The organism is Pseudomonas sp. DCB_AW, assembly GCF_026240895.1.
Taxonomy (GTDB): Bacteria; Pseudomonadota; Gammaproteobacteria; order Pseudomonadales; family Pseudomonadaceae; genus Aquipseudomonas; species Aquipseudomonas kermanshahensis.
Genome location: NZ_JAPFCE010000023.1, coordinates 1 through 17,008, shown reverse-complemented (window position 1 = coordinate 17,008; position 17,008 = coordinate 1). Strand labels below are relative to the sequence as shown.

General features: G+C 62.7%; 16 protein-coding genes and 1 pseudogene. 10 read left to right on the top strand and 7 right to left on the bottom strand.

The window, feature by feature from the left end; translation table 11 throughout:
- Positions 1-30 precede the first annotated feature (30 nt).
- A complete protein-coding gene (gene epsC / locus OO306_RS14685) occupies positions 31-963 on the top strand; it encodes a serine O-acetyltransferase EpsC (RefSeq protein WP_099428064.1) in 933 nt (310 codons plus the stop codon).
- 334 nt (positions 964-1,297) lie between these two features.
- Positions 1,298-3,259: a choline transporter BetT gene (gene betT, locus OO306_RS14680; protein WP_172960398.1), complete on the top strand. Its 1,962-nt coding sequence runs from the start codon at positions 1,298-1,300 to the stop codon at positions 3,257-3,259.
- 112 nt (positions 3,260-3,371) lie between these two features.
- Here the strand turns inward: betT and tauD are convergent, their stop codons facing one another.
- From tauD to tauA, 4 genes are read right to left on the bottom strand one after another with little or no spacing between them, the layout of a single operon-like run.
- Positions 3,372-4,205 (bottom strand): taurine dioxygenase, encoded by an 834-nt coding sequence (tauD, locus tag OO306_RS14675; protein ID WP_265969175.1) that lies wholly within the window; start codon positions 4,203-4,205, stop codon positions 3,372-3,374.
- A gap of 46 nt (positions 4,206-4,251) precedes the next feature.
- Positions 4,252-5,091, bottom strand: a complete 840-nt coding sequence (tauC, locus tag OO306_RS14670; RefSeq protein ID WP_265969173.1) for a taurine ABC transporter permease TauC — start codon at positions 5,089-5,091, stop codon at positions 4,252-4,254.
- On the bottom strand, positions 5,088-5,876 hold the full coding sequence (gene tauB / locus OO306_RS14665) for a taurine ABC transporter ATP-binding subunit (RefSeq protein ID WP_265969171.1): 789 nt from the start codon (positions 5,874-5,876) through the stop codon (positions 5,088-5,090). The genes tauC and tauB overlap by 4 nt, the downstream gene beginning before the upstream one ends.
- A 13-nt stretch (positions 5,877-5,889) precedes the next feature.
- Complete coding sequence (gene tauA, locus OO306_RS14660; protein WP_085273871.1) at positions 5,890-6,861, bottom strand: taurine ABC transporter substrate-binding protein; 972 nt, start codon at positions 6,859-6,861, stop codon at positions 5,890-5,892.
- A gap of 499 nt (positions 6,862-7,360) precedes the next feature.
- Here tauA and OO306_RS14655 point away from each other — a divergent pair, with 499 nt between their 5' ends.
- From OO306_RS14655 to OO306_RS14620, 8 genes are all read left to right on the top strand, one after another.
- Positions 7,361-8,695, top strand: coding sequence for an OprD family porin (locus OO306_RS14655; RefSeq protein ID WP_252826412.1), 1,335 nt, complete (start codon positions 7,361-7,363; stop codon positions 8,693-8,695).
- A 165-nt stretch (positions 8,696-8,860) separates the two neighbouring features.
- Positions 8,861-9,499, top strand: a complete 639-nt coding sequence (locus OO306_RS14650) for a peroxiredoxin (RefSeq protein WP_027595177.1) — start codon at positions 8,861-8,863, stop codon at positions 9,497-9,499.
- Positions 9,500-9,728: 229 nt separating this feature from the next.
- Positions 9,729-10,322 (top strand): NADPH-dependent FMN reductase, encoded by a 594-nt coding sequence (gene ssuE / locus OO306_RS14645; protein WP_252826413.1) that lies wholly within the window; start codon positions 9,729-9,731, stop codon positions 10,320-10,322.
- A gap of 94 nt (positions 10,323-10,416) precedes the next feature.
- Complete coding sequence (locus OO306_RS14640) at positions 10,417-11,382, top strand: sulfonate ABC transporter substrate-binding protein (RefSeq protein WP_027595179.1); 966 nt, start codon at positions 10,417-10,419, stop codon at positions 11,380-11,382.
- A 60-nt stretch (positions 11,383-11,442) separates the two neighbouring features.
- A complete protein-coding gene (gene ssuD, locus OO306_RS14635; RefSeq protein ID WP_099428069.1) occupies positions 11,443-12,591 on the top strand; it encodes an FMNH2-dependent alkanesulfonate monooxygenase in 1,149 nt (382 codons plus the stop codon).
- Positions 12,592-12,601: 10 nt separating this feature from the next.
- On the top strand, positions 12,602-13,399 hold the full coding sequence (ssuC, locus tag OO306_RS14630; RefSeq protein WP_027595181.1) for an aliphatic sulfonate ABC transporter permease SsuC: 798 nt from the start codon (positions 12,602-12,604) through the stop codon (positions 13,397-13,399).
- Entirely contained in the window at positions 13,396-14,208 is an 813-nt protein-coding gene (ssuB, locus tag OO306_RS14625; protein ID WP_027595182.1) for an aliphatic sulfonates ABC transporter ATP-binding protein, read from the top strand. Before ssuC ends, ssuB begins: the two co-directional genes overlap by 4 nt.
- 44 nt (positions 14,209-14,252) lie before the next feature.
- Positions 14,253-14,468, top strand: a complete 216-nt coding sequence (locus OO306_RS14620; protein ID WP_027595183.1) for a molybdopterin-binding protein — start codon at positions 14,253-14,255, stop codon at positions 14,466-14,468.
- A 140-nt stretch (positions 14,469-14,608) separates the two neighbouring features.
- Here OO306_RS14620 and OO306_RS14615 read toward each other — a convergent pair whose 3' ends face one another.
- From OO306_RS14615 to OO306_RS14605, 3 genes and pseudogenes are all read right to left on the bottom strand, one after another.
- Positions 14,609-15,241, bottom strand: a complete 633-nt coding sequence (locus tag OO306_RS14615) for a TetR/AcrR family transcriptional regulator (protein WP_027595184.1) — start codon at positions 15,239-15,241, stop codon at positions 14,609-14,611.
- Positions 15,241-16,833, bottom strand: a complete 1,593-nt coding sequence (gshA, locus tag OO306_RS14610) for a glutamate--cysteine ligase (RefSeq protein ID WP_099428070.1) — start codon at positions 16,831-16,833, stop codon at positions 15,241-15,243. The genes OO306_RS14615 and gshA overlap by 1 nt, the downstream gene beginning before the upstream one ends.
- A 48-nt stretch (positions 16,834-16,881) precedes the next feature.
- Positions 16,882-17,008 (bottom strand): annotated as a pseudogene (locus OO306_RS14605) (SDR family NAD(P)-dependent oxidoreductase); the annotation flags it as partial.

Sequence of the window (17,008 nt, the reverse complement as noted above, 5' to 3'; positions counted from 1 at the left end):
CGACAGATTGGCCCCAGGCAGGAGAACACCGTGAGCGAACAACCAACATCCGCGCATTGGCAGCTGCACAGCATCGTCAGTGGTTTGCGCAGCGCCCGTGAGCAATGGCGCAGCCGCAATGGCCGCAGCATTGGCGAGCAGGGCGGGCGCGAACTGCCCTCTCGCGAGGCCATGCGGCAGATTCTCGAGCAGTTGTGCGGGGCGCTGTTCCCGATGCGCCTTGGGCCGGTCGACCTGCGCGAAGAGAGTGAAGATTTTTACGTAGGGCACACCCTGGATGCCGCCCTGACCGCATTGCTGGCCCAGGCCCGCTTGGAGCTGCGCTACGCCGCCCGGCAGACGCAGGGTGGCCTGGTGTCCGTCGATGCCCAGGCACTGCGGCTGATCCAGGATTTTGCCGCGGCGCTGCCCAACCTGCGGGTATTGCTCGACACCGACGTGCTGGCCGCCTACCACGGTGACCCGGCGGCGCGCAGTGTCGATGAGGTGCTGCTGTGCTACCCAGGCATCCTCGCCATCATCCATCACCGCCTGGCGCATCACTTGTACCAGGCTGGTTTGCCGCTGCTGGCGCGCATCAGTTCGGAGCTGGCGCATTCGGCAACCGGTATCGACATCCACCCCGGCGCGCAGATCGGCCCGAGCTTCTTCATCGACCACGGCACCGGCGTGGTGATTGGCGAGACCGCGATCATCGGCGAGCGGGTACGTATTTACCAGGCGGTGACACTGGGCGCCAAGCGCTTCCCAAGCGATGAGTCGGGGACCCTGCACAAAGGCCTGCCGCGCCACCCGATCGTCGAGGACGACGTGGTGATCTATGCGGGGGCCACGATCCTGGGGCGCATTACCATCGGCAAGGGCTCGACCATTGGCGGTAATGTGTGGCTCACCCGCAGCGTGCCGGCCGAGAGCAACATTACCCAGGCCAACCTGCAGCTGGATTGCCAGGACAAGAACTGACCTGAGGTCTTTACTGGCTGTACCGGCCCTTTCGCGGGGCGAGCCCGCTCCCACAGAATCATCAGCCTATTGGGGCTAGTGATGTACCTGGGGGAGTGGGCTTGCCCCGCAAAAGGGCCGGTTCAGGCAGGCACCGATCAGCACCCCGGTTCGCATCAAATCCCGATCCATGGTTAACTTGAACGCTTGTTCAATGAAAAAACGCTGGTCCGCTGCCGGTGTTCAACAGGAGGATTCCTTTGCTGAACCCGTTCATTTCGAACCTTACGTCACGTGACGAGGTGCATGCCCGATGAGTGCACCGACCCCCACCCTTGCCAACGGCAAGATGCGCATGAACCCTCCGGTGTTCTATTTCGCGGCAAGTTTCATCCTCATCTTCGGCCTCATCGTCATCACCAATCCGCAAGCCGCAGGCGACTGGTTGCTGGCGGCACAGAACTGGGCGGCCAACACGGTCGGCTGGTACTACATGCTGGCGATGACGCTGTACCTGGTCTTCGTGGTGGTCACCGCCTTGTCTGGCTACGGCAAGATCAAGCTCGGTGCCGACCACGACGAACCCGAGTTCAGCTACTTGTCCTGGGCCGGCATGCTGTTTGCCGCCGGCATCAGCATCACGCTGTTCTTCTTCTGCGTATCCGAACCGCTGACCCACATGCTGCAGCCGCCCCAGGGCGAAGCAGGCACGGCAGAGGCCGGGCGCCAGGCCATGCAGATCCTGTTCCTGCACTGGGGCCTGCATGGCTGGGGCGTGTTTGCCTTCGTCGGCATGGCGCTGGCCTACTTCGCCTACCGGCATAACCTGCCGCTGGCCTTGCGCTCGGCGTTGTACCCCCTGATCGGCAAGCGCATCAACGGGCCGATTGGTTACGCGGTGGATGGCTTCGGCATCATTGCCACGGTGTTCGGCCTGGGCGCCGACATGGGCTTTGGCGTGTTGCACTTGAATGCCGGCCTGGATTACCTGTTCGGTATCAGCCACAGCCAGTGGGTGCAGGTCGCGCTGATCACCTTGATGATGGGCGCGGCGGTGGCCGTGGCGGTCGCCGGGGTGGAGAAAGGCGTGCGGGTGATGAGCGACATCAACCTGTTCCTGGCCTGCGCGCTGTTGCTGTTCGTGCTGTTTGCCGGCCCTACCCAGCACCTGTTCAACACCCTTATCCAGAACCTGGGTGACTACCTCGGCGCCTTGCCCCGCAAGAGCTTCGACGTCTATGCCTATGGCGAAAACCGCGACTGGCTGGGCGGCTGGACGGTGTTCTACTGGGCCTGGTGGATTGCCTGGGCGCCATTCGTGGGCTTGTTCATTGCGCGTATTTCGCGCGGGCGCACCATCCGCGAATTCGTCTTCGGCGTGTTGTTGATTCCCCTGGGCTTCACCCTGGCGTGGATGTCGATCTTCGGCAATAGCGCATTGGACCAGGTCATCAACCATGGCATGACCGCGCTTGGCCAATCGGCGCTGGATAACCCGTCGATGAGCCTGTACCTGCTGCTGGAGACCTACCCCTGGAGCAAGGTGGTCATCGCGACCACGGTGTTTATCAGCTTCGTGTTCTTCGTCACCTCGGCCGACTCGGGCACTGTGGTGCTGTCGACTTTGTCGGCCAAGGGTGGTGACCCGGATGAAGACGGGCCTAACTGGCTGCGGATTTTCTGGGGCGCGATGACCGCGCTGATCACCAGTGCATTGCTGTTCGCCGGCAGCATCGATTCGCTGAAGTCGGCGGTGGTGCTGACCTCGCTGCCGTTCTCGCTGATCTTGCTGTGCATGATGTGGGGGCTGCACAAGGCGTTCTACCTGGAGTCCCAGCGGCAGATTGCGCAGATGCATTCGCTGGCGCCGTTCGCTCAGTCGCGTCGCGGGCGCGGCGGCTGGCGCCAGCGCCTGAGCCAGGCCGTGCACTTCCCATCACGCGATGAGGTGTACCGCTTCATGGACGACGTGGTGCGCCCGGCGATTGCCGATGTGCGTGAGGTGTTCGAGCAGAAGGGCCTGGTGCTGATTACCCAGGACGACCCGAGCCACGATAACGTCAGCTTGAAAGTGGGCCATGGCGAGGAGCAACCCTTCATCTACCAGGTGCAGATGCGCGGCTATTTCACGCCGTCGTTTGCGCTGGGTGGGCTGGGTGCTCAGGAGTTGAAGAACCGCCGTTATTACCGGGCGGAGGTGCACCTGAGCGAGGGCAGCCAGAACTACGACCTGGTGGGCTACAGCAAGGAGCAGATCATCAACGACATCCTCGACCAGTACGAGCGGCATATGCAGTACTTGCACCTGGTCCGCTAGAACGCTGGGGCCGCTTTGCGGCCCTTTCGCAGCACAAGGCTGCTCCTACAGGATGTGCGATCCCCTGTAGGAGCAGCCTTGTGCTGCGAATGGAGGCCAACGGCCTTCCGGTTCAAAACGGCGCATCCCCCAAAATCGTCGCCCGGTGCATCACCCGCCGATTCGGCCGGTAATCATCCACCGCAAAATGCTGGGTCACGCGGTTGTCCCAGAACGCTACATCATTTTCCTGCCACCGCCAGCGAATGCTGAACTCAGGCCTGGTCGCATGGGCGAACAGCAGCTTGAGCAATGCGTCGCTCTCATACTCGTTCAACTCATTGATGCGCGTGGTGAACCCTTCGTTGACGAACAGCGCCTTGCGCCCGCTGACCGGGTGCGTGCGGACCACTGGGTGTGACAGCGGCGGGTTGTTGCGCCGGGTCGCTTCCCAGCGCGCCAGGTCTTCTGGCGTGGTGCCAAAACGCTCGAGCGGGAACGACTTGGTGAAGTCATGGGTGGCCGTCAGCCCATCAAGCATCTCGCGCAGGGGCGCCGACAAGGCTTCGAGGGCGGCAATGCCACTGGCCCACAGGGTGTCGCCGCCATACGCCGGCAGTTGCTTGGCGCTGAGCACCGCACCCAACGCCGGGGTCGGCAGGAAGGTCACGTCGGTGTGCCAGACGGCGTTGTCGCGCACGTCGGTGACCGCCGTGTCGAGCACCAGCACCTGCGGGGTTTCCGGCACGTTGGGGTAGATCGGGTGGATGTGCAGGTCACCAAAGCGGGCCGCAAAGCGGGCTTGCTGGTCTGGGTTGATCGGTTGATCGCGGAAGAACAGCACCTGGTGCTTGAGCAGCGCTTGCTCGATGGCGTCGCGCTGCTCGGTGGTGATGTCGCGGCTGATGTCCACGCCGCTGATCTGGGCGCCGAGCGCCGGGCTGAGAGGGGTGATGGTCAGGCTCATGTCGGTCTCGATCTGTTTTTTTCTAGGCGCCGAAATGCCGGCGTGGTCAGTGGCTTTGCCCGTGCCAGGGCACCAGCTTGCGTTGCAGCGCGCGCAGGCTCATTTCCAACGCGAAGGCGATCAGGGCGATCAGCAGAATGCCCAGCACCACCACGTCAGTGACCAGGAACTGCGCCGCCGACTGCACCATGAAGCCCAGGCCGCTGGTGGCGGCGATCAGTTCTGCGGCGACCAGGGTCGACCAGCCGACCCCAAGGCCGATGCGGATGCCGGTGAGGATGTCGGGCAAGGCGCTGGGCAGGATCACGTGGCGGATCAGTTGCGCCTTGGTCGCCCCCAGCGATTGCGCGGCGCGCAGTTTGGCCGGGTCGACGGTGCGTACGCCGGTGGCGGTGGCGATGGCAATCGGGGCGAAGATCGCCAGGTAAATCAGCAACACTTTCGACAGCTCGCCGATGCCGCACCAGATGACGATGAGCGGCAGATAGGCCAGAGGCGGAATAGGGCGGTAGAACTCGATCAGCGGGTCGAGAATGCCCCGCGCCACACGGTTGTAACCGATGGCGATGCCGACCGGGATGGCGGTCAGGGTGGCGGCGACCAGTGCCAGGCCGATACGGCCCAGGCTTGCCCCCAGGTGCTGCCACAGGCTGGCATCCATGTAGCCCTGGGTCAGTAGGGTCCAGGCCCTGGCCAGGATATCGCCGGGCGCCGGCAGGAACAGCGGCTCGATCCAGCCGGCGGCCGTCACCAGCCACCAGGCCAGCAGCAGGCTGGCCAGGGTCAGGGTGCTGATCCAGTGGGTAGCAAGCGGGCGGCGTGCCTTTTCAGCAGGCCGGGTGTGGGCGTCGCGTTTGCCGGTAACCGGCAGATCCAGGCTGCTCATGCGCGCTCCTGCAGGCTTTGGCGTTGGGAGAAGACCCGCGCCAGCACATGCTCGCGGGTTTCGATGAAGCGTGGGTCGGACTTGATCGCCCGGGCCGGCTCGCCCGCCGCGTAGCGTTGGCCGAAGTCCAACTGCAGGCGCTCGACCACACGCCCCGGATTGGGCGCCAGCAGCACCAGCTCGCTGGCGAGGAACACCGCTTCTTCAATGTCGTGGGTAATCAGGAACACAGGCTTTGCGGTGCGCTGCCAGACCTGCAGCAGCAGCTCTTGCATCTGCTCGCGGGTGAACGCGTCGAGCGCGCCGAACGGCTCGTCCATCAGCAGTACCCGTGGGTCGGCCGCCAGCGCGCGGGCCAGGCCGACACGCTGCTTCTGGCCACCAGACAATTGCCATATGCGCCGCTCGGCAAACCCTTCCAAGTCGACCAAGGCCAGCATCTCGCGGGCTTTGGCCTCGCGCTGGGGGCGCGGTACGCCGGCCAGCTCAAGGCCGAAGGCGACGTTGCCCAGCACGTTTTGCCAGGGCAGCAAGGCATCGTCTTGGAACACCACACCGCGTTCGGCGCTGGGGCCATTGACCGGTGCACCGTCAAGGGTGATGCGGCCGCCGCTGGGGGCGACGAAGCCGGCGATCAGGTTGAGCAGCGACGTCTTGCCGCTGCCGGATGGCCCGAGGGCCACCAGCAGCTGGCGTGGCCCCAGGCTCAGGTTGATGTCGGCCAGCACCGGGGTGCTGGCGCCAGGGTACTGTGCGCTGATGCGCTCCAGTTCAAGCAAGGCCATGACGGGCTCCGGATCAGTTTGGGAGGAACTTGGCGCTGACGTACGGCGAGTAGTCCGGCAGCACCGCGTCGACCTTGCCTTGTTGCTTGAGGAAGGTGGCTGTGTCGGTCAGCGCTTGGGTGGTCGGTGCACCCAGGGCGTTGGCCTGGTCGGCGGCCAATGGGTAGACGTTGCCTTCCAGCAGTACCGGGATATCGCTGGCCTTGGCGCCGGACAGCTTGACCAGCTTGGCCACGTTGTCCTTGTTGGCCAGCCACGCTTGCGGGTCTTTGCGGTAGTCGGCGTAGGCGTCGAGGGTGACCTTGGCGAACGCCTTGACCACGTCAGGGTGCTTGTCGGCGAAGTCCTTGCGCACGATCCAGGCGTCGAAGGTCGGTGCGCCTTTTTCGGCCAGTTCACCGGAGGTGATCAGCACCTTGCCGTTTTCCTTGGCCACGCCCAGGGCGGGGTCCCAGACGTAGGTCGCGTCGATGTCACCGCGTTTCCAGGCGGCAATGATCGCCGGTGGCGCGAGGTTGAGGATCTGTACCTTGGACGGGTCGATGTTCCAGGCCTTGAGCGCCGCCAGCAGGCTGTAGTGGCCGGTGGAAACGAAAGGCACGGCCACTTTCTTGCCGATCAGGTCTTGCGGCGTCTTGATGCTGTCGCGCGCCACCAGTGCTTCGCCCGCGCCGATCTGGGTGGCGATCAGGAAGGTCTCGACTGGCAGTTTGCGTGTTGCCGCAGCGGCCAGCGGGCTGGAACCTAGGTAGCCGATCTGCACGTCACCGCTGGCCACAGCCGTGATCACATCGGCGCCGTTGTCGAATTTGCGCCAGTCGATACTGGCCTTGCTGGCTTTTTCGTAGTCGCCATCGACCTGGGCCACTTTGGCCGGGTCAACGGTGGTCTGGTAGGCCACGGTCAGGTCGGCGGCCTGGGCCAACCAGCTGGTGCCGGCGAGGGTCAGGGCGGCGAACAGGCGCAGCGGAGCGTGCGGGATCATGGTTGAACCTCTCGTCAGGCAATCGATGTGATGGATGGCGAGAAGACTAAATGATCTAAGAAATCTAAAATAAATAACTTTTTAGAATTAGCTTAGGAGCCAAATGCTTTAAGCCGCGCGCCGTTGATGTCGCGCAATGGCGAAATCCGACAGGGCTGCTAGGCTTTTCCGTCCCTTAGAACAGTATGGAATTAGGTTATGAGCAAACGTTTGCAAATAACCTGAAGTTATGAATGACTGTGCCGTTTACAACAAATGGCAGTAAAGGTTCCTAACATATTCCGGAAAAATCTTACAAATTCATAAAACGGTCATTTTGGATTTATAGGATTGTCATTATCCTGTAGCGCAGGTGGCGTCTTAGACCAAAGTCGCGAAACGTTTAGAAACGATTGACTTCATGGTCACGCTTTGGGACTAAATCGCCAATCCACGGTGAGCGGGGCAGCAGACCCCGCCTCCAGAGATACACAAGAATTAGAACGTAGAGGAGCAAAACATGTACAAGTCCAGCCTGGCTCTGGCCGTGGCACTGGGGGTTCTCGCCCAACAAGCAGGCGCTGCCGGTTTCGTTGAAGACAGCAAACTGTCGCTCAGCTCGCGCACCATGTACTTCGACAACAACAACCGTGAAGCCCACGGCGACCCTCGCCCGGACCAGCGTGAATCAGGCCAGGGCTTCAAGCTCGATTACATTTCCGGCTTCACTGAAGGCACTGTCGGCTTCGGCGTCGACGCCCAGGCTCTGTGGGGCATTCAGCTGGATGGCGGCCGCGGCTATCACAAGACTGGCTTCCAGCCTGACGATAGCGATGGTTCGGCAGTAAGCCAGTGGGGCCGCATCGGTGCCAACGCAAAGGCTCGCTTCTCCAAGACCGAAGCTCACTTCGGTAGCGCCCTGGCGCCTAACCTGCCGATCCTGGTTGCCAACGATGGTCGTCTGCTGCCGCAAACCTTCGAGGGTGGCACCATCCAGTCGAAGGAAATCGACAACCTGACCATCAATGCCGGTCAGCTGACCCACGCCATGGGCCGTGCTTCGACCAACCGCACCGGCCTGTCCGTGGCGGGCGCTACCCAGGACAGCAACAAGTTCCGCTACGGCGGCCTGGACTACAAGCTCACGCCAGACCTGACCCTGCAGTACTACTACTCGAACCTGGAAGACTTCTACAAGCAGCACTTCCTGGGCGCGACCCACGTGTTCAAGATTGCTGACGACCAGTCGTTCAAGACCGACCTGCGCTACTTCGACAGCAGCAGCGACGGCAAGAACGGTGAAGCTGGCTACCGCTTCAGCAACAACGGTGGCTATGCCAAGAACCTCGGCGAGGTCGACAACAAGACCTGGTCCGCCATGTTCACCTACACCCTGGGCGGCCATGCGCTGATGCTCGGCCACCAGCGCGTCAACGATGACGGTGGTTTTGTCTGGCTCAACCAAGGCAACGTCGTTGATGGCAATGGCCGCAACGAAGGCGCTGGTGGTTCCAGCTTCTACCTGTTCACCGACAGCATGATCAACCAGTTCGCCAAGGCCGGTGAAAACACCACCTTCGGTCAGTACTCGTATGACTTTGCGCGTCTGGGCGTGCCAGGCCTGAAAGCCTCGGTTGCTTACCTGAAAGGTGAAGACGGCAAGAACGCCAACGGCAACGGTACTTTCAGCGAATGGGAACGTGACGCTCGCGTCGACTACGTTATCCAGGAAGGCACCTTCAAAGGCCTGGGCGCCAGCCTGCGTCACGGTGTCTACCGTGGCACTGGCACCAGCTCGCTGGCTGACCAGGATCAGACCCGTCTGATCTTCAACTACACTTACAACTTCCTGTAAGCCGTAGCTGAACCAGAAGCCTCGCCTAGTGCGAGGCTTTTTTATGTCTGCAATTCGGTATGCTCTGTGGTTATAAATAAATCAGTATTTATTCTTTTTGTTTTTAACTGAATGCAGGCACATTGAACCCCACAAGGCCAGAACACAGCACAGGAGCCGCACCCCATGAGCCTCAAACTCGGCGACATCGCCCCCGATTTCGAACAGGATTCCAGTGAAGGCAAGATCCGCTTCCACGAGTGGCTCGGCAACAGTTGGGGTGTGCTGTTTTCCCACCCGGCCGACTTTACCCCGGTGTGCACCACCGAACTGGGCCTGACCGCCAAGCTCAAAGACGACTTCGCCCAGCGCGGCGTCAAGGCCATCGCGTTGTCGGTGGACCCGGTCGACTCGCACCACAAGTGGATCGATGACATCAACGAGACCCAGAACACCGTGGTCAACTTCCCGATCATCGCCGACGCCGACCGCAAGGTGTCCGACCTGTACGACCTGATTCACCCGAACGCGAACGACACCCTGACCGTGCGCTCGCTGTTCGTCATCGACCCAAACAAGAAGGTACGCCTGACCATTACCTATCCGGCCAGTACCGGGCGCAACTTCAACGAGATTTTGCGGGTAATCGACTCGCTGCAGCTGACCGACAACTACAAGGTCGCCACGCCAGGTAACTGGCAGGACGGTGACGACGTAGTGATCGTGCCTTCGCTCAAAGACGAGGAGGAGATCAAGCAGCGTTTCCCCAAAGGGTATCGGGCGGTGAAGCCTTATCTGCGCCTGACGCCGCAACCTAATCGTTAAAGGATCCACGTTGCATTGCTCTTAGCCATAGCAGGGATTTCGGGCCGTTTCGACGGCCCTTTTTTATGCCTGAAGGAACGATTTTGGCTTCTTCGCGGGTAAACCCGCTCCCACAGAGACCGTATTGGGGGATAGATAAAAGTGGAATAAACAAATGAAAAAATATGATTTCTAGATATATGAACAGGCTGTTAATGTCACTCCCAACAGAACACAAGGAAGCGCTCCAATGCTGGTCGTCTCAATCGGTGGTAGCCCTGGTACCCGTTCACGCTCCGGCGTGTTGCTCGAGCGCTCGCGCCAGTGGCTGCAGCACCGTGGCGTCGAAGTGGTGACCTTCCAGGTACGTGACTTCCCCGCCGAGGACCTGCTCCATGCGCGCTTCGACAGCCCGCAGGTGCAGCACTTCCAGCAACTGGTGGCCCAGGCCGATGGCCTGATCGTCGCCACCCCGGTGTACAAGGCATCGTTCGCCGGTGCGCTGAAGACTTTGCTCGACCTGCTGCCCGAACGCGCCCTGGAGCACAAGATCGTGCTGCCCATCGCTACCGGCGGCAGCATCGCCCACATGCTGGCGGTGGATTACGCGTTAAAACCGGTGCTGTCGGCACTCAAGGCGCAAGAGACCCTGCAAGGGATCTTCGCCGACGACAGCCAGGTCGCCTACGCAGAAGGCGCCAAGGCGGCACAGCTGGCACCTGCTCTGGATGAGCGCCTGCAGGACTCGCTGGAAACCTTCCACGTTGCCCTGGCCCGTCGGCCGCGCCCCGTGGCCCCCGGCGTACTCAATGAACGCCTGATCAGTGCCCGCTGGAGCATCTGACCCGGTTCAACGGCTTTATCGCGTCATCCACCTTACTCGCCCGTCAACGAGGCAAGCAGGTGCAACCCGAACCCCATTCGCACAGGAGAGCGCCATGCGCACAGTCTTCTTGCGTCGTGGTCTGGTCGCCCTGTTTGCGGCGGCTGTGTCCTTCGGCGCCATCACCCAAGCCCAGGCCGAGAGCCTGCGCATCGGTTATCAGAAATACGGCACCCTGGTGCTGCTCAAGGCCAAAGGCACGCTGGAGAAGCGCCTGGCCGAGCAGGGCGTGCAGGTGCAGTGGACCGAATTCCCCGGTGGCCCGCAGTTGCTCGAAGGCCTGAACGTCGGCTCCATCGACTTCGGCGTCACCGGCGAAACGCCGCCGGTATTCGCTCAGGCTGCCGGCGCCGACCTGCTCTACGTGGCCTACGAGCCACCGGCGCCGCACAGCGAAGCGATCCTGGTGCCGAAGGGCTCGTCGATCCAGTCGGTGAAAGACCTCAAAGGCAAGAAAGTCGTCCTCAATAAGGGCTCCAACGTCCACTACCTGCTGGTGCGTGCCCTGGAAGATGCAGGCCTCAAATACAGCGACATTCAACCGGTCTACCTGCCGCCAGCCGATGCCCGCGCGGCATTCGAGCGTGGCAGCGTCGATGCCTGGGTGATCTGGGACCCGTACCAGGCCGCCGCCGAGAAACAGCTGCAGGCACGTACCCTGCGTGACGGCAAAGGCCTGGTCGACAACCATCAGTTCTATCTCGCCACCCGTGACTATGCCACCCAGCACCCTGCCGTGATCAGCACCTTGATCGACGAAGTGCGTGCCGTGGGCGAGTGGTCCCAGGCCAACCCGCAGGAGGTCACCGATCAGGTCGCGCCCCTGCTTGGGCTGCCTGCCGACATCACCCTGACCTCGGTCAAGCGCCAAGGCTACGGCGCTGCGCCGCTCACCCCTGAGGTGGTGGCCGCACAACAGAAGATCGCCGACACGTTCCAGGCGCTGAAGCTTATTCCCAAGCCGCTGAGCATCAAGGACGTGATCTGGACACCCCCGGCCAAGGTCGCCAGTGCGCCTTGATTGAATTGCCTGCGCCGGGGCGTTGCTCCGGCTTGAGCCACCCTTGAGGAGACAACTCCAATGAGCCTTAACATTTTCTGGTTTCTTCCCACACACGGTGACGGCAAGTACCTGGGCACCTCCGATGGCGCCCGTGCAGTCGATCACGGCTACCTGCAGCAAATTGCCCAGGCTGCCGACCGCCTTGGTTTTGGTGGGGTGCTGATCCCTACCGGGCGTTCCTGCGAGGATTCCTGGCTGGTGGCTGCGTCGTTGATCCCTGTCACCCAGCGCCTGAAGTTTCTGGTTGCCCTGCGCCCCGGCATCATTTCGCCGACCGTGGCGGCGCGCCAGGCCGCGACCCTGGACCGCCTGTCCAACGGCCGTGCGCTGTTCAACCTGGTCACCGGTGGCGACCCGGACGAACTGGCCGGTGACGGCCTGCACCTGAGCCACGAAGAGCGCTACGAAGCCTCGGTCGAGTTCACCCGTATCTGGCGCAAGGTGCTGGAAGGCGAAAACGTCGACTACGACGGCAAGCACATCCAGGTGAAGGGCGCCAAACTGCTTTATCCGCCGGTTCAGCAACCGCGTCCGCCGCTGTACTTCGGCGGCTCGTCCGAAGCCGCGCAAGACCTGGCGGCCGAGCAGGTCGAGCTGTACCTGACCTGGGGCGAGCCACCGGCCGCTGTCGCCGAAAAAATCGCCCAGGTGCGCGAGAAGGCTGCCGCCCAAGGCCGCGAAGTGCGCTTCGGTATCCGCCTGCACGTGATCGTGCGTGAAACCAATGAAGAAGCCTGGGCCGCCGCTGACCGCCTGATCTCGCACCTGGACGACGAAACCATCGCCCGTGCCCAGGCCTCGCTGGCGCGTTTCGACTCGGTCGGCCAGCAGCGCATGGCTGCCCTGCACGGCGGCAACCGCGACAACCTGGAAGTCAGCCCCAACCTGTGGGCGGGTGTCGGCCTGGTACGCGGCGGCGCCGGTACCGCGCTGGTCGGCGATGGCCCTACCGTGGCTGCGCGGGTCAAGGAATACGCCGAGCTGGGCATCGATACCTTCATCTTCTCGGGTTATCCACACCTTGAAGAGTCCTACCGCGTTGCCGAGCTGCTGTTCCCGCACCTCGACGTACAGCGACCGGAACAACCGAAAAGTACCGGTTACGTGAGCCCGTTCGGCGAGATGGTGGCCAACGACATCCTGCCCAAGTCCGTGTCGCAGAGCTGAGGGCCGGGCCATGAGTCGTGCAACTTCTTCTACCTTGGCCCAGCGCCTGGCCCCGTGGGCACTGCCGGTACTGCTGCTGGCAGCCTGGCAGCTGGCGGTCAGCGCGGGCTGGCTGTCGACCCGCATCCTGCCAGCGCCGAGCGCGGTGGTCAGCGCGGGTGTCGAGCTGGTGCGCAGCGGCGAGATCTGGACCCACCTGGCCATCAGTGGCTGGCGTGCCGGGCTGGGCTTCGTCATCGGCGGCAGCATCGGCCTGGCGCTGGGCTTTATCACTGGCCTGTCGAACTGGGGCGAACGCCTGCTCGACAGCTCGGTGCAGATGATCCGCAACGTGCCTCACCTGGCGCTGATCCCACTGGTGATCCTGTGGTTCGGTATCGATGAGTCGGCAAAGATTTTTTTGGTCGCCCTGGGCACGTTGTTCCCGATCTACCTCAACACCTACCACGGCATCCGCAACGTTGACCCGGCGCTGGTGGAGATGGCGCGCAGCTATGGCCTGTCCGGTTTCGGCCTGTTCCGTCAGGTGATCCTGCCAGGTGCGTTGCCCTCGATCCTGGTGGGCGTGCGCTTCGCCCTGGGCTTCATGTGGCTGACCCTGATCGTGGCAGAAACCATCTCGGCGAATGCCGGTATCGGTTACCTGGCGATGAACGCCCGTGAATTCCTGCAGACCGACGTGGTGGTCTTGGCCATCGTCCTGTACGCCGTGCTTGGCAAGCTCGCTGACCTCGCCGCCCGCGGCCTGGAACGTGTCTGGCTGCGCTGGCACCCGGCCTATCAAGTGGCCAAGAAGGAGGGCGCATGACCGTGCTCAAGGAACAGCCGCCACGCCTGCTGCGTGGCATCCCCCTGGCATCCAACGGCCTGCGTAAAACCTTTGGCCAGCGTGAAGTGCTCAAAGGCATCGACCTGCACATCCCGGCCGGCCAGTTCGTCGCCATCGTTGGCCGCAGCGGCTGCGGCAAGAGCACCTTGCTGCGTTTGCTGGCCGGCCTCGACCAGCCCAGCGCCGGTGAATTACTGGCCGGTGCCGCACCCTTGGCCGAAGCCCGCGAAGAAACGCGGCTGATGTTCCAGGACGCGCGCCTGTTGCCGTGGAAGAAGGTGATCGACAACGTCGGCCTGGGCTTGTCTGGCAACTGGCGGCCACGGGCGCTGGATGCGCTGGAAGCAGTCGGCCTGGCCGACCGCGCCAACGAGTGGCCGGCAGCACTCTCCGGTGGCCAGAAGCAACGGGTGGCCCTGGCGCGGGCACTGATTCACCAGCCGCGTCTGCTGTTGCTGGACGAGCCGCTGGGTGCCCTGGATGCATTGACCCGTATCGAGATGCAGCAATTGATTGAACGCCTCTGGCGTCAGCACGGGTTCACCGTGTTGCTGGTCACCCACGATGTCAGCGAGGCGGTTGCCGTGGCGGACCGGGTGATCTTGATCGAAGACGGCGAGGTCGGGCTCGACCTCACTGTCGATCTGGCACGGCCAAGGTCGCGTGGTTCGCACCGTTTGGCGGCGCTGGAAAGCGAAGTGCTCAACCGTGTTCTGTCGGCCCCGGGCACTGCGCCTGAGCCGGATCCTGTAGCCCCTTTGCCCACGCAACTGCGTTGGGCGCACTGAATGACTCACTTACCCGACTGAAGCCAAAGAGAAGGAATCAAGCCATGACTATCAAAGCCATCAACGTTCGCAACCAGTTCAAAGGCACCGTGAAAGAAATCCTCGAAGGCCCGGTACTGTCGGAAATCGACGTGCAGACCGCCTCCGGCGTTGTCACCTCGGTGATCACCACCCGCTCCGTGCGTGAGCTGGAGCTGCAGGTGGGCAGTGAAGTGATTGCCTTTGTGAAGTCGACAGAAGTGTCCATCGCCAAGCTGTGATTCTGGTGTTGAAGGGGGCTGCTCTGCAGCCCTTCGCGGGCAAGCCCGCTCCTACAAGAGATCGAATTCCCATCAGGAGATCGAATCCCATGTGGGAGCGGGCTGGTCCCGCGAAGGGCCGCAAAGCGGCCCCAACCATTTCAACCCAAACGCTTAGCCAGAAACGGCGGCAAATAAAGCCCCAGATACGCCTCGAACACCCGCTTGCCTTCCTCGGCCATACGCGCCGTGATCTGTTCATGCAACTGCACCGACCGCGCATACACCCGGTCGCTCAGCTCCATGGCCAGGGCAAACACATCCACATCCGCAGGCATCACCGGCAAGTGAAAATGCTGGTCGAACAGCTTGTACATCAGGTCGCCCAGCTCCATGTCGTGCTGCCGGTCAGCTTGCACCACTTCGCTCAGGCCATGCTGCGCCAGGATCAACTGACGCGCCGCGGCATCCCCGTTGTAGATATCCAGCATGCGTTGCTCGATCAACCGTGACAGCTCATGCCAGGTCGTCAGCGTACTGCTGTCGATCGGTGCACTCAGCGCTTCGCGAAACGCCCGGTGCACGTCGGCGGTCAACGCCTCCAGCAGGGCTGGGACGCTGGCGAAGAAGTGGTACACCGACGAAGGGGGTATCTGCGCCCGCTCGGCCACGCTGTAGATCGACAACCCCGCCACCCCCAGCTCGGCAAGCAGCTCGCGCGCGGCCGCCAGGATCGTCTCGATCCTGGCCTGGCTGCTGGCGCGCGGCTTGCGCGGGGAGGCGGTGCGGCTCATCAGTTGCTGATCGCCAGGATGCTGGCCTGGTAGGCGCCGACGAACAGGTCGAAGTCGCCGACTTCGGTCTGCTCAAGCTCGGCCTGTTTGGCCAGCGACTCGCGGGCGAGCGTTTCGAAGGCCTGCTGGCGTTCGCTGCTTAGCGGTTGCTCGCGGAAGCGCTCGGCGTGAACGCGGCTCTGGCGCAGCGAGAACTGGACAAAACTTTCGTCATGTTCGGTCATGCGTGCCAGGACTTGGGCCGATGGGGTCAGCGAGGCGTCGTCGACCTTGGCCTGTTGCTCCTGCAGGGCGTTGGCATGTGCGTCGCCGCCGTGGGCGCGGTCGAGCAGCTCGGCCAGTTGGCCAATGCGAGTGATCAACTCGGTAGCCCAGGTTTTCAGCGCGATGGGCTGACCATCACGGTGCAGTTCCAAGCCTGGGCGACGGCCTTCTTTGACTACGGTCAGGAAGTTGCTGGTGCACTGGCCACACTCGCCGTTGTCCAGTTGCGGGCTTTCTTCAAGCGCGCAGAACAGCAGGAAGGCATCGAGGAAACGCGCTTCGGTCAGGTCGATCCCGACCGGCAGGAACGGGTTGATGTCCAGGCAGCGCACTTCGACGTACTGCACGCCACGGGACGTCAGCGCCTGGATCGGCCGCTCGCCGGTGTAGGTGACACGCTTGGGGCGGATGTTCGAGTAGTACTCGTTCTCGATTTGCAGGATGTTGGTGTTCAGCTGCACCCACTCGCCATCCACGTGCGTCCCGACCTCGACGTAAGGCGGGTAGGGCGTGCCCACCGCCTTGCGCAGGCTGTCGGTGTAGCTGGCCAGGTTGTTGTAGCACGGCGTGAGGCCGGCCTGGGCGTTGCTCTGGTAACCCAGGTCGCTCATGCGCAGGCTGGTGGCGTAGGGCAGGAACAACGTTTCGGCATCGAGTTCTTCGAGCTGGTGCGGGCGGCCACGCAGGAAGCCTTTGTCCAGGGTCGGCGAAGCGCCGAACAGGTACATCAAAAGCCAGCTGTAGCGGCGGAAGTTGCGGATCAGCGCGATGTAGGCCGACGACTGATAATCGCGCGCCTCTTCTGCGCTGCCTTCGCTTGCGCGCAGCAATGGCCACAACGCTTCAGGCAGCGAGAAGTTGTAATGGATACCGGCGATGCACTGCATGGTGCGGCCATAGCGCAGGGCCAGGCCTTTGCGGTACACGTGCTTGAGCTTGCCGATGTTCGAGCTGCCGTATTCGGCAATCGGGATGTCTTCCTCGGCCGGCAACGCGCAGGGCATCGACGGGCTCCACAGGTATTCGCTACCCAGCTTGGTGTAGACGAAGCGGTGAATCTCGTCGAGGTTCTCGAGCACCTGGGCCGGGTCCGCGAGGGCCGGGGTGATGAACTCCAGCAGCGACTCGGAATAATCGGTGGTGATCTGCTCGTTGGTCAGCGCCGAACCCAAGGCCTCAGGGTGTGGGGTCTGGGCCAGGCGACCTTCATCGGTCACGCGCAGGCATTCTCGCTCAATACCGTGCAGGCACTGCTTGAGCAGGGGGAGATTTGCGCCGAGCAGGCTCAGGCGGCGGTTGAGGAGTTCGCTCAAGATGTATTCCTTCACGCGTCAGTCGCCCCAATATGGGGGTAGAGATAACGGTCTACAAGGGTGCAGGCAGGCGGTGAGCGCGTTGACGCCACCTTTGGCCGCGCCGTAGGGCACGCGGTTGACGCCACGGGTGGCGATGGACGAGACGTTGACAATGGCCCCTGCCCCACGTTCGAGCATGTACGGCAAC

Coding starts and splice junctions, on each gene's coding strand:
- betT (WP_172960398.1), top strand. CDS start 1,298: ATGAACCCTCCGGTGTTCTATTTCGCGGCAAGTTTCATCCTCATCTTC.
- tauD (WP_265969175.1), bottom strand. CDS start 4,205: ATGAGCCTGACCATCACCCCTCTCAGCCCGGCGCTCGGCGCCCAGATC.
- tauC (WP_265969173.1), bottom strand. CDS start 5,091: ATGAGCAGCCTGGATCTGCCGGTTACCGGCAAACGCGACGCCCACACC.
- tauB (WP_265969171.1), bottom strand. CDS start 5,876: ATGGCCTTGCTTGAACTGGAGCGCATCAGCGCACAGTACCCTGGCGCC.
- tauA (WP_085273871.1), bottom strand. CDS start 6,861: ATGATCCCGCACGCTCCGCTGCGCCTGTTCGCCGCCCTGACCCTCGCC.
- OO306_RS14655 (WP_252826412.1), top strand. CDS start 7,361: ATGTACAAGTCCAGCCTGGCTCTGGCCGTGGCACTGGGGGTTCTCGCC.
- OO306_RS14650 (WP_027595177.1), top strand. CDS start 8,861: ATGAGCCTCAAACTCGGCGACATCGCCCCCGATTTCGAACAGGATTCC.
- ssuE (WP_252826413.1), top strand. CDS start 9,729: ATGCTGGTCGTCTCAATCGGTGGTAGCCCTGGTACCCGTTCACGCTCC.
- OO306_RS14640 (WP_027595179.1), top strand. CDS start 10,417: ATGCGCACAGTCTTCTTGCGTCGTGGTCTGGTCGCCCTGTTTGCGGCG.
- ssuD (WP_099428069.1), top strand. CDS start 11,443: ATGAGCCTTAACATTTTCTGGTTTCTTCCCACACACGGTGACGGCAAG.
- ssuC (WP_027595181.1), top strand. CDS start 12,602: ATGAGTCGTGCAACTTCTTCTACCTTGGCCCAGCGCCTGGCCCCGTGG.
- ssuB (WP_027595182.1), top strand. CDS start 13,396: ATGACCGTGCTCAAGGAACAGCCGCCACGCCTGCTGCGTGGCATCCCC.
- OO306_RS14620 (WP_027595183.1), top strand. CDS start 14,253: ATGACTATCAAAGCCATCAACGTTCGCAACCAGTTCAAAGGCACCGTG.
- OO306_RS14615 (WP_027595184.1), bottom strand. CDS start 15,241: ATGAGCCGCACCGCCTCCCCGCGCAAGCCGCGCGCCAGCAGCCAGGCC.